This window comes from Flavobacteriales bacterium (assembly GCA_026129465.1).
Lineage (GTDB): Bacteria > Bacteroidota > Bacteroidia > Flavobacteriales_F > PHOS-HE28 > PHOS-HE28.
In genome coordinates, this window is the sequence record JAHCIA010000001.1 from 3,522,462 (window position 1) to 3,546,224 (window position 23,763).

The 23,763-nt window shown below is 63.4% G+C and carries 7 protein-coding genes; 3 read left to right on the forward strand and 4 right to left on the reverse strand.

The annotated features are described in order from the left end of the window. Nucleotides 1–4 precede the first annotated feature (4 nt). Nucleotides 5–757, reverse strand: a complete 753-nt coding sequence (locus tag KIT10_14985) for a hypothetical protein (protein ID MCW5900568.1) — start codon at nt 755–757, stop codon at nt 5–7. Nucleotides 758–937: 180 nt separating this feature from the next. On the opposite strand from KIT10_14985, the gene KIT10_14990 reads away from it, so the two are divergent. Continuing rightward, complete coding sequence (locus KIT10_14990; protein MCW5900569.1) at nt 938–2,395, forward strand: AAA family ATPase; 1,458 nt, start codon at nt 938–940, stop codon at nt 2,393–2,395. A gap of 3 nt (nt 2,396–2,398) precedes the next feature. Here KIT10_14990 and KIT10_14995 read toward each other — a convergent pair whose 3' ends face one another. Genes KIT10_14995 through KIT10_15005 form a run of 3 tightly spaced genes read right to left on the reverse strand, consistent with a single transcriptional unit; the run spans nt 2,399 to nt 13,614 of the window. Continuing rightward, nucleotides 2,399–3,160 carry a 4'-phosphopantetheinyl transferase superfamily protein gene (locus KIT10_14995; protein ID MCW5900570.1) on the reverse strand — a complete coding sequence of 254 codons (762 nt, stop codon included), beginning with the start codon at nt 3,158–3,160 and terminating at the stop codon, nt 2,399–2,401. Beyond that, complete coding sequence (locus KIT10_15000) at nt 3,157–7,122, reverse strand: amino acid adenylation domain-containing protein (protein MCW5900571.1); 3,966 nt, start codon at nt 7,120–7,122, stop codon at nt 3,157–3,159. Before KIT10_15000 ends, KIT10_14995 begins: the two co-directional genes overlap by 4 nt. Nucleotides 7,123–7,125: 3 nt before the next feature. Beyond that, complete coding sequence (locus KIT10_15005) at nt 7,126–13,614, reverse strand: amino acid adenylation domain-containing protein (protein ID MCW5900572.1); 6,489 nt, start codon at nt 13,612–13,614, stop codon at nt 7,126–7,128. Between the two features lie 357 nt (nt 13,615–13,971). Here KIT10_15005 and KIT10_15010 point away from each other — a divergent pair, with 357 nt between their 5' ends. Beyond that, nucleotides 13,972–19,686 (forward strand): hypothetical protein, encoded by a 5,715-nt coding sequence (locus KIT10_15010; GenBank protein MCW5900573.1) that lies wholly within the window; start codon nt 13,972–13,974, stop codon nt 19,684–19,686. A gap of 1,663 nt (nt 19,687–21,349) precedes the next feature. Continuing rightward, nucleotides 21,350–23,752 (forward strand): thrombospondin type 3 repeat-containing protein, encoded by a 2,403-nt coding sequence (locus KIT10_15015; GenBank protein MCW5900574.1) that lies wholly within the window; start codon nt 21,350–21,352, stop codon nt 23,750–23,752. Nucleotides 23,753–23,763: the final 11 nt, after the last annotated feature.

Sequence of the window (23,763 nt, forward strand, 5' to 3'; positions counted from 1 at the left end):
GCGGTCACTCCCCGCTCCAGTTGCCGGCGGTGCTGGCCTTTTCCATGTTGCCCACCATCAACGTGTCGCCGGGCACCATGGGGGTGGGGTCCTTCGCCAGGAACACCGGCACATTGCGGCCGCTGCTGGAAATGCCACCGGTCTTCAGGATGAAGGGCTGGCCGGAGATGGGCGAGTTGATGAATTGGTCAGGGTCGAAAGCGAAGACACGGCCCTCCTGCGCCTTGCTGGTGCGGAACAGGGAATCCAGTGCCGGGGCCATGATGGTGTCACGCACGATGATGCCCAGCTCCAGCGCGGTGGCCTCGGTGAGTGTGTCGGGCACCTGGCCGATGGCACGCACCATGGGGATGGAACCGGTCTTCACGAAATCGCGCAGGGTGTTCAGGTCGCCGGCGTAGTTGCCATAGGCTTGCCGGTAGCCAAGCTGCGCGGTGCGGATGTCCTTCAGGGCTTGGATCACCTGGCGGTCGTTCTCGCGTTTGGCTTTGGTGAACTCGAGCACCTCGGCCACCGAGCGCACATTGCGCCAGGCCAGGAATACGGCGAGCAGGCCGCAGACGATGCCGATGAGCATGCCCGTGCGCCTGTTCAATACGCCCATTTGCAGCAGCAGCGCCACCACCCCGGCGATCAGGGCCAGTGCGGCACCGAGCATCACCCAGGTGTTCTGGCCCTGCATGGCGCCCACGATGAGCAGGGCCGCGCCAAGGATGATCAATACCACGGGGAAGATGTAACTGGTCAGGGTCTTCATCGCAGGTGTGCCGGAGCTTCGGTCCGGGGCGCCCAAAAGTAATGGGACTTTCCATCACCGCAGGGCGATGGTCCATGGCGCTTGGAGAACGGCGGGACCGCAGCGTGGATCGGTGTTGTCCCCATGTGAAGCGGCTCCGATGGTGCAGGGCCGCAGGGCTTAGCTTGCGGCACGCCACCCATGTCCGCGCTCGCTCCCCTGGCCGAAAGGATCCTGACAGCGTTGGGCCACAACGCCACGGCGGGCCAGGAGCGTGCGGCGATCGCCCTGGACCGCTTGCTGGCCAGTGCCAGGCCCAATGCCACCTTGGTGCTGAAGGGCTATGCCGGCACGGGCAAGACCACGCTCGTGGGCGCTTTGGTCCGCGTACTGGCTGCCGAGAAACGCGCCGTGGTGCTGCTGGCACCCACCGGCCGCGCCGCCAAGGTGCTCAGCGCTTACGCCCAGGCGCCGGCCAGCACCATCCACCGGCGCATCTACCGGGGCCTGGATGATGAAGGGCAGGGGGGGCTGGACGTGGCCGTGAACCGCGACCGCGACGCGCTTTTCGTGGTGGACGAAGCGAGCATGATAGGACGCGGCGGCGGAGACGGTCTGTTCCGCGACGGCGACCTGCTCACCGATCTCTTCGAGCATGTGTTCTCCTCACCCGGATGCAAGCTGCTGCTCATCGGCGACCCCGCCCAGTTGCCGCCCGTGGGCAGTACCCACAGTCCGGCGCTCGATGTGAAGGAACTCGCAGCCTTGGGACTCACCGCCGGCGTGGTGGAACTCACCGAAGTGGTGCGCCAGGCCGAAGCATCCGGGATACTTTCCAACGCCACCGAGCTTCGCGGACTTCTGGAACCATCCCCTCGACCGGCGACCCTTCCGCCTCCCCCCGATAGGCATGGGGGCCCGCGGATACCGACATTCCAACCCCACCCGGATGTCCACCGCATCACCGGCCACGACCTGCAGGATGCGCTGGAGACGGCCTATGCCCGCGAAGGCCCCGATGAGGTCTGCGTGATCTGCCGCAGCAACAAGCGCGCGTACCAGTACAGCATGCAGGTGCGTGCCCGCATCTACGACCACGAGGAGGAGCTCTGCCCGGGCGACCGGTTGATGGTGGTGAAGAACAACTACTTCTGGGCTGGCCGCAACGGCAAGCCCGAGCTCATCGCCAATGGGGAGCCGATGGAAGTGGAACGTGTGCACGGCATCGAGGAGCGCTTCGGGCTCCGCTTCGCGGATATCACGGCCGTTTGGTGGAACGGCCGGGAGCAACGCGAACTCGATGTGAAGGTGATGCTCGATGTGCTGGCGATCGAAGCTCCGGCCCTGCCCGCGCCTCGGCTGCGCCTGCTGCAACAGGCTGTGATGGACACGTCACCCGCTACTACGAAGGCCCTGCGTTTCCGTGCGCTGCGTGAAAGTCCCCATGCCAACGCGCTGCAGGTGAAGTACGGCTACGCGGTCACCTGTCACAAGGCGCAGGGCGGTCAGTGGAACACGGTCTTTGTGGACCAGGGCTACGTGACCGAGGAGATGATCGATGAGGAGTACATCAGGTGGCTGTACACCGCCATCACCCGGGCTTCACGCGAGCTGTATCTCCTGAACTTCCATGGCCGATTCTGGGGGGAGGATGAGTGATCCTCATACTTCGTGGATGGCCACTTCGCCGAAAGCGATCTCCGTGGCGACACTCAGGATGTGCTCTGCTCCCATGTGCCAGGTGTGCAAATGGTAGACCTCCGCCGCATGCCGCACAAAGGCCTCATGGCGGATCGTCATGCGGTTCACGGCACCATCCACGCGCAGCACGCGCAGGTCGTCCATGATGCCCACGCCGCTGGCCTTCAGCACCGCTTCCTTGCGGGTCCAGTATTCCAGGAAGCGGCGTTTCGGTTCCGGTGCGGAGGCGATCACTTCGACCTCCTCGGGGGTGAAGTAGTGCTCGCCCACGGCCATGTGGTCCACCGTGCGGGCCATGGTCTCCACGTCCACGCCGATCTCCACCTCGCCGCCGATCGCGACCACCAACGCGTCCTTGGTGTCGCTCAGGTTGAAGCGCAGATCGACCCCCTTGATGAAGGGCTTGCCATAAGGGCCGCGATCGAAGCGCAGATCGGCCGGCCGGGCATCGAGGTGGTCCGCCAGCAGTTTCCGCAACAGACCGTGCGCGATGATGAAACGTTCGCGGTCCACATCGAAACGGAAGCGTGCCGCGCGCTCCATCTCCACGGGGTCGAGCGATGCTCGATAGGCCGGGATGTGGTCACGGTGCGGGGCCAGCTTGGCGAAATGGAGGACGATACCCTTGGCGCCCTTGGGTGGCATGCTGTCCGCGATGGGTACGATCGGTTCGGGTCCACCACAATGGATCGTCAGCAGGCGCTCCCCGGTGGACATGCTCATCCGGCTTGCACCGCTGCACGCTCCACCGCCCGCGCGATGCCCTGCGCGATCAGCTTGGACAGGGTCTTCACGTGCGGGTCCTTGATCATGTTGTAGTGGTCGCCCGGTGTGCTGGCCAAGGTAAGCTCGCCGCGCACGAGGTCCTGCCAGCCCATGTGGTCCGGGCCTGGCGAAGCCTCCGCCTTGATCATCAGCACCGGCCCGTCGTAAGGCTGGATGGCGTAGCGGTAGGTGGCCTGGTCGTAGATGTCGATGATGTGGAAGTGGCGCAGTTTGGGTGATGTCGCCTTGCCGCGGCGGTGGTACCACTGCACCATGCGTCGCATCAGGGCCTTCTTCAGCGGTGTGTACAGCTTGGCTTCGTTGCTCATCACCTTTTCGAAGAGGGCGGGTGCATAGGTGTCGAGCAAGGCCAGCATCAGCACCTGGTCGCCGTTGCGCTTGAGTTGCTGCGCCATCTCATAGGCCACCAATCCACCGAAGCTGAAGCCGCAAAGAAGATATGGGCTTTCCGGACGCACCTGCTTGAGTTCGCGGATGAAGTGCGCGGCGATGTCCTCCACGCTGGTGTAGCGGATGGGATGGCCATCCTCACCCTGATGGAAGTATCCCCAGAAGGGCTGGTCCTTGCCGAGGTCGCGCGCCATGAAGTAGTTGGCCTCGTCGCCATGCACGCAGAAGAGCGGCAGTTTGCTTCCTTCCTTCTGTATCGGTGCGAGATTCATCAGCTCCAGCGGCTTCACCTCGGTCTTCAACAGCTTGGCGAAGAGCGCCACCGTGGGCGCCTGGAAGAGGCTGTTCAAAGCCAGCTTGCGACCCAGCTGCTGTTCGATCCGCGTCAGCATCTGGATGCCCATGATGCTGTGCCCGCCCAGGTCGAAGAAGTTGTCGTGTACGCCGAGGTCCTCCACGCCCAGGGCTTTGCCCCAGATGGTGCTCAGCGTTTTCTCGATGGCATCGCGTGGCGCCACATGTTCGGCCTTCATGCGCGTGCTGCGCAGCTCCGGCATGGGCAGCAGCTTCTTGTCGATCTTGCCGTTGGGGTTCAGCGGGAAGGATGGCAGCACGACGAAGAACGATGGCAGCATGAACTTCGGAAGGGCTGCTTCCAAGTAGTTCCGCAGGCCAGCGATGAAGGCCTCCTGCCGCTCTTCATCCTTGGTCGGGTCGAAGTCCTTCGGCACCACATAGGCTACCAATTGCTGCCCACCGGGCATGTCCTTGCGCGCCATCACCAAGCGGTCGCGTACCTCGGGGTAGTTGTTGATGGCATTCTCGATCTCGCCCAGTTCGATGCGGAAGCCGCGGATCTTCACCTGGTCGTCGGTACGGCCCAGGAATTCGATCGAGCCATCCGGCAGCCACTTCACCAGGTCGCCAGTGCGGTACATCTTGGCGTTGCCACCCTGGAAGGGATCCGGCAGGAAACGCTCGGCGGTCAGTTCCGGACGTTCCCAATAGCCCAGCGCTACACCATCGCCGCCGCAGTACAGTTCGCCTTTGGCACCGACGGGCACGGGCTTCTGCTGCTCGTCGAGCACATAGAGGAAGGTGTTGTGGATGGCCTTGCCGATGGGCACCTGCTTGCCGATATCACCCTCGCTGTTGATGGGGTGGAAGCAGCTGTAGGTGGTGTTCTCGGTAGGGCCGTAGATGTTGTTCAGTACGCCGGGGCCCAGCACGCGCAGGGCCTTGCGGATGTGCGGCAGGCTCATCACCTCGCCACCGGTAAGGATGCACTTCAAGCCCTTCAGACGATCCACGTGCTCATCCACCAGCACATTGAAAAGTCCCGTGGTAATGAAGAGGATGTTGACGCCGTAGCGTTCCATCGTTTCGGTCACTTCGGCCAGCGTGGGTTTGGCCTGCGGTTGCAGCACCAGCCTTCCGCCGTTCAGCAGCGCGCCCCAGAGCTCGAATGTGCTCGCGTCGAAGGAGACGTTGCTCATTTGGGTGATCACGGCGTCCGGGCCGAAGGGTGCGTAGTTCTGGTTCTTCACCAAGCGCACGATCGCGCGATGCGGAACCACCACCCCCTTCGGCTTGCCGGTGCTGCCGCTGGTGTACATGATGTAGGCGGCCGCTTCCGGCGTATCCAACGGCGCATGGTCTCCAGGGTTCACTGCTTTGTTGCGATCACCGTCCAGGTGGATCACACGCGCATCATGCTTCGGCAGTTTGGCATTGAGTTCCTTCTCCGTCAGCAGCACCTTCAGGCCGGTATCCTCGAAAAGGAAGCGCAGTCGATCGGCCGGGTAGGTGTGGTCCAACGGCACGAAAGCGGCACCGGCGCGCATGATCGCGAGTTGTGCTTCCACCATGCCGAAGTTGCGCTCGCAGCACAGGCCCACGAAGTCGCCAGGCTTCACACCGTGCTCCTTCAGCAAGGCCGTCAATGCGATCACCCGCTGCTGCAATTGGGCGTAGCTGAGTTCCTTGTCGCGGTGGTTCAGCGCCACCTTGTCGGGGTACTGCGCCACCACTTCGTCGAAGAGCTGGTTCACGCCTTTGTCGCGTGGGTAGTCCACGGCCTTGCCATACCACTCGGCGGGCGGCATCACCTTTTCGCTGCTGAGCGTTTCGTCGCTTACCAGATCACCGATGCTCGCCGAAGGGTTGCTCGTGATGCGATCGATCAAGGTGTTCAGCTCCTGCATCCAACCGCGCACGGTGGCCTCATCGAAGAGATCGGTGTTGTAGCTCCACTCCAGGACCAAGCCTTCAACGTTGCCGGTGGCGTTCAGGAAAAGCTCGAACTGCTCGTACTTGCGCGGGTTGCTGATGAAGCGGTGCTTGATGCCCGCGAAGGCCACGCCATCGTCCATGTTCATGTCGATGTTGAACACGACGGGGCACAGCGGGATGCGACCGGGTTCGCGGGGCACATTGAGTTTGCGCACCAGCGTTCCGAACGTGTACTTCTGGTTGTCGAAGGCATCGAGTACGGCGGTACGACGGGCCTTCAGGTGCTCGATGAAGGGCATGTCCTCATCGATGCGGCTGCGCAGGGCGAGCAGGTTCACGCAGTGGCCCACCAGGTCCTTCATGCCGTAGTCGCTCTGTCCGGCGGCGGGCAGGCCCACGCACAGGTCGCTGTCGCCGGTGAGCTTGTGTATCAGCACCTCGAAGCTGGTGAGCAGCGTGGTGACGAAGCTCGCGCCACTGCGGGTGGCGGTCTCGCGCAGGCGGCGCACCAGGGCGGGGTCCATCTCCAGGTCCAGGCGATGGCCCTTGAAACTCTTCTGCTTCGGACGCGCACGGTCGGTGGGCAGGTCCACGCGCGGCACGGTGCCTTTGAACAGCGTGGTCCAGTAGTCCTCCACCTGCTGGTGCTCCGGGCTCTTCGTGAAGTCGATCTGCGCGATGGCGTAGTCGCTGAAGCGGAACACCTCCGGCAGCACCGGCGCGCGGCCTTCCTTCAGCGCACTGTACAGGCGGCTCACATCGGCCATGATGATGCCCAGGCTCCAGCCGTCCACGATCACGTGGTGGCCGCTCAAGCGCAGCAGGTGCGTGTCGTTGCCGGTCTTGATCAGCTGCACGCGGAACAGCGGTCCGGTCAGCAGGTCGAAGGGCAGCGTCATGTCGCGGTCCGCGATGGTCTGTAACTCCTTGGTGCGCTCGGCATCGCTCTTTCCGCTCAGGTCGGTGAAGGTGAAGGGCACCTCCATGTTTTCCTGCACGATCACGCGCATGCCATCGGCACTGATCACGCTGCGCAAGCCTTCATGGCGCTTCACCAGTTGGCGGATGGTACGCTCCATCAGCGCGGCATCCACGGCGCCGACGAGTTCCAACGATACGGATTCGATGTAGGCGCAGCTCGCCTCCACGCCCATCTGCGAAGCCACCCACACCTCGCGTTGGGCTTCGGTGCTGGGCGCGGTGCGCTCGATGGCCGGACCCGCGAAGGGGTCGAAGTCCACCGGCTGGAACCTGGTCTCGGGGATGAATTTTTCCATGGCCTAGTTGGCGTCGTCGGTCACCAGCATCATGTACTTCCCTTCCCGCTCCGGATCCGGCACGAACCACGCGGGTTCACCCTCCGGCGTACGGCCGATTCTCGCACCGGGCACCGGCGCTTCCTCGGCACGTTCGATGCGCTCGTGGGGCTTCCGGGCGTGGCCGTTCAGCGTGCTGTTCACCACCTGGATGGGGTATGTCTGCTCCGGCATGAAGCCGCTCTCGCGCAGCTCCTTGCAGGTCTTCTCTACCGCGTTGATGATGAACTCGATGTCCGCCGCCGTGTGCGCCGTGGTGATGAAGTGCGGGAAGTCGAGCACGTGTACGCCGTGGTAGCGCATCAGCATGAAGAAGAGCTCGGTGTAGTTGACGCTCTCGTCGTACTTGGTCTTGAAGGCGCTGCCGAAGTTCACCCAGCGGTAGGGGAGCTGGTATTGGTCGAAGAGGCCGTTCACGCGCGCCACCATGTCCTCGGTCATGGTGTTGAGGCGCTCCTGCAACGCGGGGCCTTGCTCTTTCATGAAGACCAAAGAAGCCTTCATCGCGGCCATCGTGAGCGGGTGACGAACGAAGGTGCCGGCGAAGTAGGTCACACCAGCGGGCGGCACGCTGTCATCGCCGTACCGCCAGTGGCCGCCGTCGAGGGCGTCCAACCATTCGCTCTTGCCGATCATGGCGCCCACGGGCATGCCGCCGCCGATCACCTTGCCGTAGGTGCCGATATCGGCCTGGATGCCGAAGAGCGCCTGCGTGCCGTTGGGGTGCGTGCGGAAGCCGGTGATCACTTCGTCGAAGATGAGCGCGGTGCCGTTCTCCTGCGTGATGCGGCGCACTTCGCGCAGGAAATCCACCGGACGGAATTCCATGCGGCGGCTCTGCACCGGTTCCACGAGCACGGCGGCTGCTTCGTGGCAGCGCTCCTTGATGATCTGCAGGCTTTCCGGCGTGCCGTAGTCCAGGATCAGCATGTTCTGCACGGCCTCGGGCATGATGCCGGGCGCGCCGGGGTAGCTCTTCTTGCTCTTGCTGCCGCGGATGATCACCTCGTCGTTGATGCCGTGGTAGCTGCCGCTGAAGGCGATGATCAAGCTGCGGCCGGTGACGGTACGGGCCATGCGCATCGCGCCCAGCACTGCTTCGGAACCAGTGTTGCACACGGCGGCACGTTCAGCGCCGGTGAGTTCGCACAATAATTTCGAGACTTCCGCCGCCAGCGGGTGCATCGGACCGATCTCGATGCCCGTTTCCAGCTGTTTGTGGCAGGCCTCCTTGATGAAGTCGGGCATGTAGCCGAACATCGAGCTGCCGAAGCCGCTGAGGATGTCCACGTACTCGTTGCCGTCGATGTCCCACAGGTGGCAACCCACGCTGCGGTCCACCACCACCTGGTAGATCAGCTCCTTCGTCTGCGGTTTGAAACCGGTGACCACACGCGGGTCGGCCATCGGCTGGCGGTTCTCTTGTGTGAATGCCTTGCTCTTCGCGGTCTTCGCCACGTAGCGCTTCACGAAGGCGTCGAACCACGCGCGTTGCTGCGGCGTCATGTCGTCCACCTTCTCCTTCACGATGCGGGCCTGGGCGCCGAATACCTTCTTGAGTTCGGGGGCGTCCTCGAGGGCAGAAACAGTTGTCAGTTGTTGGTTGTCAGTTGTCGGGCTGCCACTGACAACCGACAACTGAGAACCGACAACTCCGCCTGACCAATGGGGCAGGATATAGTCGGCGAGTTTATCCAGATTCGGCACCTCCTCGTTCAGTTGCCGGAACGAGATCTTCACGCCGAACTTCTTCGAGAGCGATGTCGCTACCTGTGTCAGGAAGAGCGAGTCGAGGCCCATCTCGAGGAAGGTCTCCTCGTTGCTGGCTTCGGCGAGTTCCAGGCCGGAACTCTCTTCGAGCAGGTGCTTGATCTGCGCGATCAATGACTCCTTCGGCGTGAGGTTCGCGTCGCCGCTGTTCGGTACAGGTGCTTCGATCGTGGTGCTAGCTACCGCACGACCGCCATCGGCCACCATCGCCACGGGGTCCACCCAATGACGGATGCGCTCGAAGGCGTAGGTGGGCATCGAGATGCGATGGCGTTCTTCACGCTCATAGAATTTGCTCCAGTCGATGAGCACGCCGCTTTGCCAGAGGCCACCAACAGCCTTCAGCAGTTGCGCGAGTTCGTTGCCGTTGCCTGCTGAATCACCCAGCGAGGGGACCGCCGCTTGTTTCTTGTTGTCGCTACTTTGCTGGCGTGCAAGCGTTGTGGCCGTGGTACGTGGGCCGACTTCAAGCATGACTCTGTCGGCATCCGACCATGCGAACTTCACCGCTTGCGCGAAACGCACCGTGGCGCGAAGGTGATCGCTCCAATACTTTGAAGAGCCGGCCTCGTCATCCTTCAGCCATTCGGCGGTCACCGTGCTGATGATCGGGATGCGGGGCGCGTTGAGCTTCACGCTCTCCACCACCTTGCGGTATGGCTCCACCATGGCGTCCATCATGGGGCTGTGGAAGGCGTGGCTGGTCACGAGCAGCTTGCAGGTGATGCCCTCCTGCTCCAGTTCGGCCTGCAACTTCGCGATCGCCTTATGCGGACCGCTGGCCACGCACAGCTGCGGACCATTGTTCGCGGCGATGCTGCATCCTGAAGGCAGGCGCTTCACCACATCCTCTTCAGCCGCACGCACGCTGAGCATACTGCCACCGGGCAGTTCCTGCATCATGCGGCCACGGTTGGCCACGAGCTTCACGGCATCCTCCAGCGAGAACACGCCAGCAAGACAAGCGGCTGCGAATTCGCCGATGCTGTGGCCCATCATCGCGTCGGGCGTGATGCCCCAGTGCATCCACAGTTTCGCCAGGCTGTAGTGCATGGTGAAGAGCGAGGCCTGCGTGTAGATGGTCTGCTTCAGTTGTTCCGCAGCTTTCTCTTCTTCACCGGGGTTCGGGAAGATGATGTCGCGCAGTGACGTGCCGAACTCAGTGCTGAAGAGTTCGCAGCACTGATCGAAGTGTTGTTTGAAGACCGGCTCGCTCTCGCAGAGGTCGCGGCCCATGTTCACGTATTGCGAGCCTTGTCCGGGGAACATGAAGACCACGCCGGGTGCGGCTTCGTGCAGTTCGCGCGTGCCGAGCAGGTTGGTATCCTTGTTCGCGATCGCCTCGATCACTTCGCTGTGCGTGCCACCCACGATGAGGCGGCGGTGCTTGAAGTGCCGACGACCGACCTGCAGCGTGTAGGCGGCGTCCGCCAGCGATACGTTCGGATGCGTTTCGAGCCACGCGCGGAGGTTTTCCGTCATGGCGTCGAGGCTGGTCTTGCTCTTCGCGCTGAGCAGGAACAGTTGCTTACTGCGCGATGCGCTCGACGCTACCATCACGGGCGGCTCAGCGAGAATAACGTGTGCATTCGTTCCGCCCACGCCGAAGGAGGAGACACCAGCGATGCGCGGCTTACCCGGCAACCGCGGCCATGCCTCACGCTCGGTAAGGACCCTGAATGGTGAATTGGCGAAGTCGATCGCGGGGTTCGGGGTCTCGAAGCCCACATTCGCGGGGATCACTTCCTCTTTCAGTGCAAGAGCGGTCTTGATCACCCCCGCAGCACCAGCGGCGGGCGTGAGGTGTCCGATGTTGCTCTTGATGGAGCCGATCACGCAGTGGTGACCATTGGTCTTTCCGCCGAAGGCCAACGTCAACGCCTCCACCTCGATGGGGTCCCCCAGTGGGGTCGCAGTGCCGTGCGTTTCCACGTAGGTGATCTGGTCCGGCGTCACGCCTGCATCAGCCTGCGCCATGGCGATCACCTCGGCTTGGCCGCGCACGCTGGGTGCGGTGAAGCTGGCCTTGTCGCTGCCGTCGTTGTTGAGGGCGGCACCTTTGATCGTGGCGTAGATGTGGTCCTTGTCGCGGATGGCATCGTCGAGGCGCTTCAATACGATGATGCCCGTGCCGTCGCTGAAACTGGTGCCCTTGCCTTCAGCGTCGAAGGTGCGCGTGCTGCCGTCGGGGCTGTACATGCCGCCTTCGTTGTACACGATGCCGCTGTTGAAGGGCACCGTGAGCGCGATGCCTCCGGCCAGGGCCATGTCGCATTCGCCATCGCGCAGCGCTTTGAACGCTTGGGCGATCGCGACGAGCGAGGTGCTGCACGCGGTGTGGATGCTCAGCGCCGGGCCACGCAGGTCGAATTCGAAAGCCAGGCGGGTGGCGATGTAGTCCTTCTCGTTGGCCGTCATCACTGCGAAGTCGCCGACCTGCTCGATCAGTTCGGGATGCCCGATGACGTTGCGCGTGAAGTAGGTGTTGTTGCCCATGCCGGCATACACGCCGATCAGTCCCGCGAACTGCGCGGGGTCGTACGCGGCATCCTCCAGCGCGGCCCAGGCCGTTTCCAGGAATACACGCTGCTGCGGGTCCATCAGCGCGGCCACCTTCGGGTTCACGCCGAAGAAGGCATGGTCGAACTTGTCGGCATCACGGATCACACCCCGCGCCTTTACATAATCGGGATCGTTGCGCAGTTCGGCGGGAATGCTCGGGTCGAGCTCGTCCACCGTCCACGTGCTGATGCTGTTCTTCTTGGCCAGCAGATTCTTCCATAGCTGCTCCACGTTCTCGGCGCCGGGGAAACGGCCGCTCATGCCGATGATGGCGATGTCGCCACGCTTCGGCGCGTCATGACGCGACCCTACGCGGGCTTTCGCCATATCGGCAGGACTTTGCGATCCACCGGATCCTTCCAGGAACGCGGCGCACGCTTTAACCGTCGGGTGCTGGTACAGCTTCACGATGGGCAGCTTCAGGCCGTGTCCTTCGAGCTGCGCCACGGCTTGGATGCTCAGCAACGAGTTGCCGCCGAGGTCGAAGAAGTTGTCGTCGATGCCCACGCGGTCGATGCCGAGCAGGTCGGCCCACACGTTGGCAAGGGTCTTCTGTACGCTTGTCGTCGGTGCGGCATAGGCCACATCCAGGTCGGGGCGCTTCACATCGGGCGCGGGCAACGCCTTGCGGTCGATCTTGCCGCTCGGGGTGCGGGGCAGCTCCTTCACGGCCACGAAGGCGGAAGGCTGCATGTAGTCGGGCAGGAGGGTGGCGAGGTGCTTGCGCAGCTCGTTGGTGCTGAGTTCGCTCTTCGCCAGGTAGTAACCGATCAGGCGCTTCAGGCCCGGACGGTCCTCACGTACGGTCGCCACGGCTTGCTCCACCGCAGGGTGTTTCTCCATCGCCACTTCCACCTCACCCAGCTCGATGCGGTAGCCACGCACCTTCACCTGACCATCGATGCGGCCTTTGTAATCGATCTCGCCGTTGGGGAGTTCAGCAGCGCGATCGCCGGTCTTGTAAAGACGGTCACCGGGAGTGAACGGATCAGCAAGGAAACGCTCGGCCGTTAGGTCATCACGACCGATGTAGCCCTTTGCCACGCACGCGCCGCCGAGGTAGAGCTCGCCTTCCTCGCCCTGGTTCACGGGCTTCATGTGCTCGTCGAGCACGTGGAGCTTCACGTTGTCGATGGCGCTGCCGATGTTGGGCAGTGCTGGCCAGGTGCTGGGATCGCCTTTCAACTCGAGTTCGCTCACCACGTGGCCTTCGGTTGGGCCGTACTGGTTGCAGAATCGGCAACCGGGTAGCTGCTTGAAGAGGTTGGCGATGGCGGGTGTGATCTTCAGTTGCTCGCCGCTGGTGAAGACCTCTTTCAGCGTGGAGGGCACTTCGCCCGTGCGCTCCACCGCTTCCGCCAGGTATTGCAGCGCCACGAAGGGCACGATGATCCGGTTGATCTTCTGTGCGATGATCTTCCGCAGAAGCTGCGTGCTGTTGAGGCGGTCCTCGTCGGTGATCAGCACCAAGGTGCCGCCCTGGGCGAACGTGGTGAAGATCTCCTGGAAGCTCACGTCGAAGCTGATCGGCGCGAACTGCAGGGTGCGGTCACCTTCGCCGCATACGCTGGTGCGCAGCTGCCATTGGATCAGGTTCGTCAGCGGCGCATGGTGCATGGCCACGCCCTTGGGCCGGCCGGTGCTTCCGCTGGTGAAGAGGACGTAGAGCAGGTCCTCGGGCTTGGCCGGGCAGGGGCCATCGAGGAGCGGACCGTTCTCCAGGTCGATGTCCTCGATGAGCAGCACCTTGGCCGCAGTGCCCTTGAACAGGTGCTGGTGTGCCTTGCTGGTGATCACCACCGGGGGCTGGGCATCCTCCAGCATGCCCGTGATGCGCTCGGTGGGGTAGGTGGGGTCGATGGGCACATAAGCGGCGCCGGCCTGCACGATGCCAAGGACGGAGACGATGAGCTCAGGGGAGCGGTCGAGGCAGAGGCCGATGGTGTGGCCCGGGGCGGCGCCTTTTCCGGTCAGGGCGTCCGCCACACGCAGCACGGCCCTCCACAGATCGTCATAGCTGATGGCACCCCCATCATGCTGAAGGGCTTTTGCATTGGGCCGCTGTTTGGCCGTTCCATGGATCGGTCCCAGGGCTGTCCTCGTGTCGTTCAATGGATCCATCGGGGGGGCAAGCGGTACGCCATGGTCGAGTCGGTGCTGGACTGAAGATCGCAGCAAGCCGCGTACGACCGAAAGGGGCTTGGAACGCATCCCGAAGGGATGGGTTTCCACGCGAGACCAAGGTCTTGGCGCAGCACATGGCAAAGTAATGACACCGGGCAAGGTTCTGGTCGCACCCGTCGATGAAATGGGGGATCCGGTCGATCCTCACAAGATGCTGGTCGGCCTAACATGGGACCTGGCCAAGTTGGCCTCATGGTCCTCATGATCAGCGCAATAGCCGCCCTGCCGCAGGCGCGCGCACGCACGGGTGGACGCGCGTGACCGTTCCCCCTAACTTCGGCGCCCTTTTGCCCCATGCCCCCGGTCCTTCGTGCCACACTTCTCCTGGTGGCCGCTCTCCTTCATTGGGCGGAGCCTGTCAGTGCGCAGACCGTAGGTCATGACCGCAGCGTGCGCATGTGGGTGGAGGTCCAGGAAGCGCCGCCGCGCATCACGCTGAAGTGGCTGCCCCATTCCAACACGTATGGCTTCACCATCTGGCGCAAGCTGAAGGGTGGCACGAATTGGGGATCGCCTGTGGCCGACCTGCCCAATGGCACCACCGAGTGGCAAGACAACAACGTGCAGGTCGGCGTGAACTACGAGTACAAGATCGTGCGGACCACGGCGAACCTGGGGAATGGCTATGGGTATGTGAACAGCGCCATCCGGCTTCCCCTGGTGGACCAGCGCGGCACCGTGGTGCTGGTGGTGGACAACACCCATAGCACGGCGCTGGCCGCACAACTGCAGCAGTTGGAGGACGACTTCGTGGGTGATGGCTGGAAGGTGGTCCGCCATGATGTGAGCCCGAACGCCACGGTGCCCAGCGTGAAGGCCCTGATCCAATCCACCTGGAGCGCCGATCCCCAGAACGTGAAGGCCGTGTTCCTGGTGGGCCATGTGCCGGTGCCATACAGCGGCAACCTCGCGCCGGATGGCCATGGCGAGCATTATGGCGCCTGGCCGGCCGATGTGTACTACGGCGAGATGAACGGCTCCTGGACGGACAACACCGTGAACAATGCCGGTGGCGCCTGGCCGATGAACCACAATGTGCCGGGTGATGGCAAGTGGGACCAGACGGTGATCCCCACCGCGGTGGAACTGGCCGTGGGGCGGGTGGATCTGCATGACATGCCGGCCTTTCCGCAAAGCCACACCCAGTTGCTCTCGAACTACCTGACCAAGCTGCACAACTGGAAGCACAAGGTCTTCACCGCCCAGCTGCGTGGGCTGGTGGACGACAACTTCACCGGGTACGGTGACGCCTTCTCGCAGAACGCGTGGCGTGGCTATGGCCCCTTGGTGCATCCGGACAATGTGCAGGCACTGGACTATTTCTCCACGCTGAACAACCAGAGCTACATGTTCAGCTACGGCTGTGGTGGCGGCTGGTTCACCGGCGCCAACGGCATCGGCGATACGCCGGACTTCGTTTCGCCCGGCGTGCAGACCATCTTCACCGTGGTCTTCGGCAGCTACTTCGGCGACTGGAACAATCAGAACAATTTCCTGCGTGCCACGCTGGGTTCGGGCACCACCTTGGCGAGCTTTTGGGCGGGCTATCCCAACTGGTACATCCAGCACATGGGCATGGGCGAGACCATCGGCTATGGCACGGTGCTCACCCAGAACAACACAGGGCACTACGACCCGGCCAATTGGCAGAACAACCGCATCCATGTCGCGCTGTTGGGCGATCCCACGCTGCGCATGCACATCGTGGCGCCACCAGGCAATGTCACGGCCATGGTCACCGGGCCGGAGAGTGTTGGGCTGTCGTGGGGCGCTTCACCGGACGCCACCATCGGTTACCACGTCTACCGCCGCGATCCGGCCACGGGCAATTGGACCAGGCGGACCACCGCCCCAGTGACGGCCACCTCTTTCACCGACAACACCGCCGGCCTCTCGGGCAACGTGCGCTACATGGTGCGTGCGTTGAAGCTCGAAGTCTCGTACAGCGGCAGCTACTTCAACCTGAGCCAGGGCAAGTTCGCCCAGGTGGAACTGGTGCAGGTGCCGGTGGACTGCAACGGCGTGGCCGGTGGACCCGCGATGCCGGGAACACCTTGCAACGATGGGAACCCCTGCACCACCAACGACAGCTGGAACAACGCCTGCCAGTGTGTGGGACAGCCCGTGGTCTGTACGCCTTCGCATCCATGTGTCACGGCGGCCTGCGTCAATGGCAACTGTGTGGAGACGCTCGTGCCTGATTCCGATGGCGACGGTGTGTGCGATGCGTTGGATGGATGTCCCTTCGATCCGCTCAAGACACAACCTGGGATCTGTGGCTGTGGCAACCCGGAACCAGGGACCGCCTGCGACGATGGGAACCCGGCCACTGCCAACGATGTCATCGGCGCCAACTGCCAATGCGCGGGCCTGCCGATCGACTGCCTGGGAGTGCCCGGTGGTCCCGCGCAGCCGGGTTCGCCCTGTGACGATGGCGATCCCGCCACCGGCAACGACACCTGGGGCGCGAACTGCCAATGTGTGGGCCTGCCCTACGATTGCCTGGGCATTCCGGGAGGTACCAACGTACCCGGAAGTCCCTGTAATGATGGCCCTCCTGGCACCATCGACCAGCATTGGAACACGGACTGCGAATGCGTGGGCACGCCTGTGGATTGCCAGGGCATACCAGAGGGACCTGCGCTGCCCGGTACGCCCTGCGATGATGGGAACCCGGCCACCGGCAACGACACCTGGAACGTGCAATGCCAGTGCATCGGACTGCCGATCGATTGCTTCGGCGTGCCCGGTGGGAACGCTGTGGTGGACGACTGCGGAGTGTGCGGGGGCAACAACGCCTGCATCGACGCCACGGTGTGCGTGATACTGGACCAGGGCGATGGGAACGACCCGGACGGTGAGGAGGCTGAGAACGGCAACATCTACATGAACACGGGTTCCCTGGACCTGGTCTACGACAGCGAGGGTGTACCCTTCCGCGGCGACCAGCTCTCCGCCCTTCGCTTCCGCGCCGTCGCCGTACCACCGGGCGCCACCATTGTCACGGCCCATGTGCAGTTCACCGCGCGTACCGGCGGCAACCTCGATCCCTGTCTCGTTGAACTGTCCGCCGAGGATGTGGACCATTCCGCACCGCTGAACTCCGCGCCATTCAACTTCAGCGGCAGACCGCGGACCCCGGGCATCCCATGGGCGCCACCCGCTTGGAACCAGCCCAATGCGGCCACGGACAATGAGCGTTCGGTCAACATTGCGGCGGCCATCCAGCAGGTGGTGGGGCGCCCTGGTTGGCTGCAGGGCAATGCGATCACGGTCTTCGTGAATGGCACTGGCCGCCGGATGGCGTGGAGTTGGAACCAAAGCCAGGTGCGCGCCGCTGTGTTATGCATCGGTTACCAGATGCCTGCGCCCACATTCGATTGCCTGGGCGTGGAGAACGGACCCGCCATGCCGGGATCACCTTGTGATGATGGCGATGCGACGACCGGCTCGGATACCTGGGCGAACGACTGCGTATGTGCCGGTCTGCCGATGGATTGCCTCGGTGTGCCGGGCGGTGGCGCCTTGCCGGGATCGCCCTGCGATGACGGCGATCCCACAACGGGTGGTGATGCCTGGACCAGCGATTGCCAATGCATCGGTCTGCCGCTGGACTGCCTGAACGTGCCGGGTGGATCGGCCTTGCCGGGAACGGTCTGCGATGATGGGAACCCGAATACGGTGCAGGATACGTGGGGCGAGGACTGCCTCTGCGCAGGTCTGCTCGTGGATTGCGAAGGCGTGCCCGGTGGAAGTGCGCTTCCCGGATCGCCGTGCGACGATGGCGATCCCGATACCGTGCAGGATGCGTGGACAAGCGATTGCCAATGCCTTGGTCTGATCGTGGATTGCCTGGGTGTGCCGGGCGGAGGCGCCTTGCCGGGCGCGCCCTGTAATGACGGTGACCCGACGACTGGCGGTGATGCATGGACCAGCGATTGCCAATGCATCGGTCTGCCGCTGGACTGCCTGAACGTGCCGGGTGGATCGGCCTTGCCGGGAACGGTCTGCGATGATGGGAACCCGAATACGGTGCAGGATACGTGGGGCGAGGACTGCCTCTGCGCAGGTCTGCTCGTGGATTGCGAAGGCGTGCCCGGTGGAAGTGCGCTTCCCGGATCGCCGTGCGACGATGGCGATCCCGATACCGTGCAGGATGCGTGGACAAGCGATTGCCAATGCCTTGGTCTGATCGTGGATTGCCTGGGTGTGCCGGGCGGAGGCGCCTTGCCGGGCGCGCCCTGTAATGACGGTGACCCGACGACTGGCGGTGATGCATGGACCAGCGATTGCCAATGCATCGGTCTGCCGCTGGACTGCCTGAACGTGCCGGGTGGTTCGGCCTTGCCGGGAACAGCCTGCGACGACGGCGATCCCACCACCGGCGCGGACACCTGGACGAGCGATTGTCAATGCGTCGGCCTGCCCTTGGATTGCTTGAATGTGCCAGGCGGACCGGCACTGCCGGGGACACCCTGCGATGATGGTGATCCGACCACCGGCGGGGATGCCTGGTCGAGTGATTGCCATTGCGTCGGCCTGCCCTTGGATTGTTTGAATGTGCCAGGCGGACCGGCACTGCCGGGGACACCCTGCGATGATGGCGACCCCACCACCGGCGCGGACACTTGGACGAGCGACTGCCAATGCAATGGTCTTCCACTGGATTGTCTTGGCGTCCCCGGAGGAAGCGCATGGCCTGGATCATCGTGTGACGATGGTGATCCGACCACCGGCGATGATGCCTGGTCGAGTGATTGCCAATGCATTGGTCTGCCGCTGGACTGCCTGAATGTGCCGGGAGGATCGGCCTTGCCGGGCACCTCCTGCGATGACGGCGACCCCACCACCGGCGCGGACACTTGGACAGGCGATTGCCAATGCGTCGGTCTGCCGCTGGACTGCCTGAACGTGCCGGGGGGATCGGCCTTGCCGGGCACCTCCTGTGATGATGGCGATCCCACCACCGGCTCGGACACCTGGACGAGCGATTGCCAATGCATTGGTCTGCCGCTGGACTGTCTCAACATACCCGGGGGCTCGGCCTTGCCGGGAATGCCCTGCGATGATGGCGACCCCACCACGGGTGCGGATATCTGGACGAGTGACTGCCAATGCATCGGCCTTCCGCTCGATTGTTCGGGCGTGCCAGGAGGCACCTCGTTGCCCGGTACATCGTGCGACGATGGCGACCCCACCACGGGGCTCGACACTTGGAACAATAGCTGCCAGTGCGTGGGGCTCTTGATCGATTGTCTGGGCGTGCCCGGTGGATCGGCTCTGCCCGGCGCACCCTGCGACGATGGAAACGCGAATACCGGCAACGATGTCTGGACCGATGCCTGCGATTGTGCCGGGCAGGCCTACGACTGCCTTGGTGTGGCCGGTGGCGCGGCCCTGCCTGGAACACCTTGCGATGACGGGAACCCTGCCACCTTCTTCGATACCTGGACGACCAGCTGTTTCTGCCAGGGTTGGCCGGTGGATTGCGCCGGCGTGATCAATGGTTCGGCCTTCATCGATGTATGCGGCCAATGCGTGGGGGGAAGCACCGGCCAGCTTCCCGCACCGGACAACGACTTCGACGGACTACCGGATTGCCTGGACAACTGCCCGGAGGCCTACAACCCCGACCAAGCGGACTTTGATGGCGATGGCGTGGGCGACCCCTGCGACAACTGTCCCTGGGTCTTCAATCCCGATCAGTTGGACAGCAATGGCGACGGGGTAGGCGATGCCTGCCAGGGTGGTGGCATCGGCATGGAGGAATGGTCCGGTCTGCCGCTGCTGCAGGTCTTCCCCAATCCTACGTCCGGCACCTTGCATCTGGGCGCCTGGGGCTCCATGGCCGCCGAGGTGTTCGTGCTGGATGTCTCCGGCGCTTTGGTGAAGCGCATGATCGCCGCCCCGGTGATCGACCTGTCCTCCCTGGCGCAGGGCACCTATCAATTGGTGCTGGTGGACCCCGCTGGTGATCCGCTGGGCAGGGCCCGAGTGGTGCGCCTGTGAGCACTTCGCCCTGTGCTTTTTTCGTCGAGTGATCATCCTGAGAGGTCGTCCACGGCCCGGTGTTCATCGCCACCATCCCCGGATCACGCCAATTGCCTTGTAACCATGGCCGGTCCATGGGGGTAAGAACCCGCTGTTCATCAACCTGAACAGCATGGTGATAGCGGAACGTGGGCCACAGGGAGGGATCTGGAAGCGTGGATGGCAAGGCGGTCCACCGGTGTTCGGGCGGACCATTCACGCAATGGTCCACCCCCTGATCTTGGTCATCCTCATCGCCCTTGCACCTGCAACGGCCCAAGCCCAGACCCTTGCGGAAGGTGCCGCCGTGAAGGTGCATGCCACCGTACAGACCCAGCCGCCGCGCATCACCCTGCAATGGGTGCAACATCCAGGATCGACCGGATTCACCATCTACCGCAAGCTCAAGTCGGCCGCGTCATGGGGTTCGGCCATCGCCACTTTGGCGGGAAACGCCACGCAATACGCCGATGACAACGTGCAGTTAGGGGTTTCCTACGAGTACCGCGTGCACCGCACCGGGAATGGCAACGCCAATGGCTATGTCAACAGTGGCATCCAGGTGCCGCCCATGGAGTACAAGGGCAAGATCATCCTGCTGGTGGACAACACCCTTTCCACGCCACTCGCCCCGGAACTCGAGCAGCTTCGGCAGGACCTGCGCGCCGACGGCTGGACGGTAATCCGTGAGGATGTCGCGCCCACCGCCGCGGTGCCCAGCGTGCGCAACATCATCATAGGCCACTACAACAGCGATCCCACGCACGTGAAGGCCGTTTATATCGTGGGCCATGTGCCGGTGCCATACAGCGGGGACATCAACCCCGACGGCCACGGCGAGCACCGCGGGGCCTGGCCTTGCGATGGTTACTACGGGGAACTGGACGGTACCTGGACCGACAACGGCAACTACCAGAACAACGCGCCCAACCCCAAGAACAACAACGTGCCCGGTGACGGCAAGTTCGACCAGAGCAATTTCCCCGGTGCGGTGGAGCTGCAGGTGGGCAGGGTGGACCTGTATGACATGCCGGCCTTCACGCAGGGCGAGGTGCAATTGATGCGCAACTACCTGAACAGGGCACATGCCTTCAAGCACCGCGCCTTCATTCCGCAGACGCGGGCCATGATCTTCGACAATCTCCAGTGGGTCAGCCACCCCCTGGCCGCCAGCGGATGGCGCAACATTCCAGCATTGGTGGGTCCCTCGGAGATCACCGCGGCACAACCCTACGGCCCGCCATTCTGGGCGCTCACCATGGACCAGAGCTACCTATGGACCTACACCTGTGGGGGAGGTTCCTACATCTGGGAGGGTGGGGTGATCAACTACAACATGGCCGGCAACATCGGCAGCACGCACGAGTACGCGACGTTCAGCAGCGTGGGAGGCGTGTTCAACATGTCACTGGGCAGCTATTTCGGCGATTGGGACAACCGCAACAACTTCCTGAAGGCCCCGCTGGCCCTTGGCGAAGCGCTCACCAACTGCTGGTCGGGCATGCCGCCCTGGTTCTACCACCACATGGGCCTGGGCGAGAACATCGGGTACAGCACCTGGGCCACCATGAACAACAGCGGGCTGTACCTCCCCGCCAACGACGGCTGGCAGGGCAGTATCGGCCGTACACATCTCGCACTCATGGGCGATCCTTCGCTGCGCATGACCATGGTGGCGCCACCGACGAACCTCAGCGTCACCAATAGCTCGGGTTTCGCCAATTTCAACTGGACACCTTCCACGGAGACAGTGCTGGGGTACTACCTCTATGACATCAACCCCACCACGGGCGTCGTCACCCGGCTGGTGGACGAGCTGATCAACGGCGGCACCTACCTCAATCCGGCCATTCCCTTCATCGCGGGCCGCGAATACATGGTGCGAGCGGTGAAGTTGGAGACGAGCCCAAGCGGCAGCTATTTCAACCTCTCGCTGGGTGCCATGGCCATTGCCGCAGGAAGTCCATCGAACGATTGCCTGGGTGTGCCAGGTGGCAACGCGGTGCCGGGATCGCCCTGCAACGACAACAACCCGAACACGGGCAACGATACCTGGAACGCGAACTGCCAATGCGTGGGCCAACCGCTGGATTGCCTGGGCGTGCCCGGTGGCAATGCGGTGCCGGGATCGCCGTGCAACGACAACAACCCGAACACGGGCAACGATACCTGGAATGCGAACTGCCAGTGCGTGGGTCAGCCGCTGGATTGCCTGGGCGTGCCCGGTGGCAATGCGGTGCCGGGATCGCCGTGCAACGACAACAACCCGAACACGATCAACGACACGTGGACGGCGAACTGTGAGTGCGTTGGAACGCTTCTTCCTGCCGACTGTCTTGGCGTGCCGGGTGGCAGTGCGGTGCCGGGATCAGCTTGCAACGACAACAACCCGAACACGGGCAACGATACCTGGAACGCGAACTGCCAGTGCGTAGGCCAACCGCTGGATTGCCTGGGCGTGCCCGGTGGCAATGCGGTGCCGGGATCAGCTTGCAACGACAACAACCCGAACACGATCAACGACACGTGGACGGCGAACTGTGAGTGCGTTGGAACGCTTCTTCCCGCGGACTGCCTTGGCGTGCCGGGTGGCAGTGCGGTACCCGGTTCACCCTGCAACGACAACAACCCGAACACGGGCAACGATACCTGGAACGCGAACTGCCAGTGCGTAGGCCAACCGCTGGATTGCCTGGGCGTGCCCGGCGGCAGCGCGGTGCCGGGATCGCCGTGCAACGACAACAACCCGAACACGGGCAACGATACCTGGAACGCGAACTGCCAGTGCGTGGGCCAACCGCTGGATTGCCTGGGCGTGCCCGGTGGCAATGCGGTGCCGGGATCAGCTTGCAACGACAACAACCCGAACACGGGCAACGATACCTGGAACGCGAACTGCCAGTGCTTGGGTCAGCCGCTGGATTGCCTGGGCGTGCCCGGTGGCAACGCGGTGCCGGGATCGCCGTGCAACGACAATAACCCGAACACGGGCAACGATACCTGGAACGCGAACTGCCAATGTGTGGGTCAGCCCCTGGACTGCCTGGGCGTGCCCGGCGGCAGCGCGGCGCCAGGATCAGCTTGCAATGACAACAACCCGAACACGATCAACGACACGTGGACGGCGAACTGTGAGTGCGTTGGAACGTTGCTTCCTGCGGACTGCTTGGGCGTGCCCGGAGGCAATGCGGTGCCGGGATCGCCGTGCAACGACAACAACCCGAACACGATCAACGACACGTGGACGGCGAACTGCGAGTGTGTTGGAACGCTTCTTCCTGCGGACTGTCTTGGCGTGCCGGGTGGCAGTGCAGTGCCGGGGTCAGCTTGCAACGACAACAACCCGAACACGGGCAACGATACCTGGAACGCGAACTGCCAATGTGTGGGTCAGCCGCTGGACTGCTTGGGCGTGCCCGGTGGCAATGCGGTGCCGGGGTCGCCGTGCAACGACAACAACCCGAACACGATCAACGACACGTGGACGGCGAACTGCCAATGCCTGGGCATCCCCGTCAACATGGATTGCGCCGGCATCGTGGCTGGAAATGCCTTCGTGGATGATTGTGGGAACTGCGCGGGAGGGAACACCGGCATCATCCCGAACCCGGATGCGGATGGGGACGGGATCCTCGATTGCGATGACATCTGTCCGGGTGCCTTCGACCCTGAGCAGGGCGACTTCGACGGCGATGGCATCGGCGATGCCTGCGACAATTGTCCCTGGGTGTACAACCCGGATCAAGCGGACAGCAGTGGCAATGGGCTCGGCGATGCCTGTGAGCAGATCACCGGTCTCTTGGAGCCAGGCGCTGATGCCGGCCTAGTGCTCCATCCGAACCCCGCCGTGGACCATGTGTTCGTACGATGCGCCATCCCAGGGGCACGCTACATGCGGATGCATGACGCCGTGGGCAACGTGATCGCCGAAACGGGGCTGTCCACCCGCCACGATGTGGGCCACCTGGCCATGGGCGTCTACTTGCTCACCGTGCTGGATGCCGATGGACGTCCGCTGGCGCAGGCGCGGTTCGTGAAACAGTGACGGCCCCGGGT

What these genes read in the sequence shown, in the direction of transcription:
- KIT10_14985 (MCW5900568.1), bottom strand. Translation starts at nt 757, where the DNA reads ATGAAGACCCTGACCAGTTACATCTTCCCCGTGGTATTGATCATCCTT.
- KIT10_14990 (MCW5900569.1), top strand. Translation starts at nt 938, where the DNA reads ATGTCCGCGCTCGCTCCCCTGGCCGAAAGGATCCTGACAGCGTTGGGC.
- KIT10_14995 (MCW5900570.1), bottom strand. Translation starts at nt 3,160, where the DNA reads ATGAGCATGTCCACCGGGGAGCGCCTGCTGACGATCCATTGTGGTGGA.
- KIT10_15000 (MCW5900571.1), bottom strand. Translation starts at nt 7,122, where the DNA reads ATGGAAAAATTCATCCCCGAGACCAGGTTCCAGCCGGTGGACTTCGAC.
- KIT10_15005 (MCW5900572.1), bottom strand. Translation starts at nt 13,614, where the DNA reads ATGGATCCATTGAACGACACGAGGACAGCCCTGGGACCGATCCATGGA.
- KIT10_15010 (MCW5900573.1), top strand. Translation starts at nt 13,972, where the DNA reads ATGCCCCCGGTCCTTCGTGCCACACTTCTCCTGGTGGCCGCTCTCCTT.
- KIT10_15015 (MCW5900574.1), top strand. Translation starts at nt 21,350, where the DNA reads ATGGGCGATCCTTCGCTGCGCATGACCATGGTGGCGCCACCGACGAAC.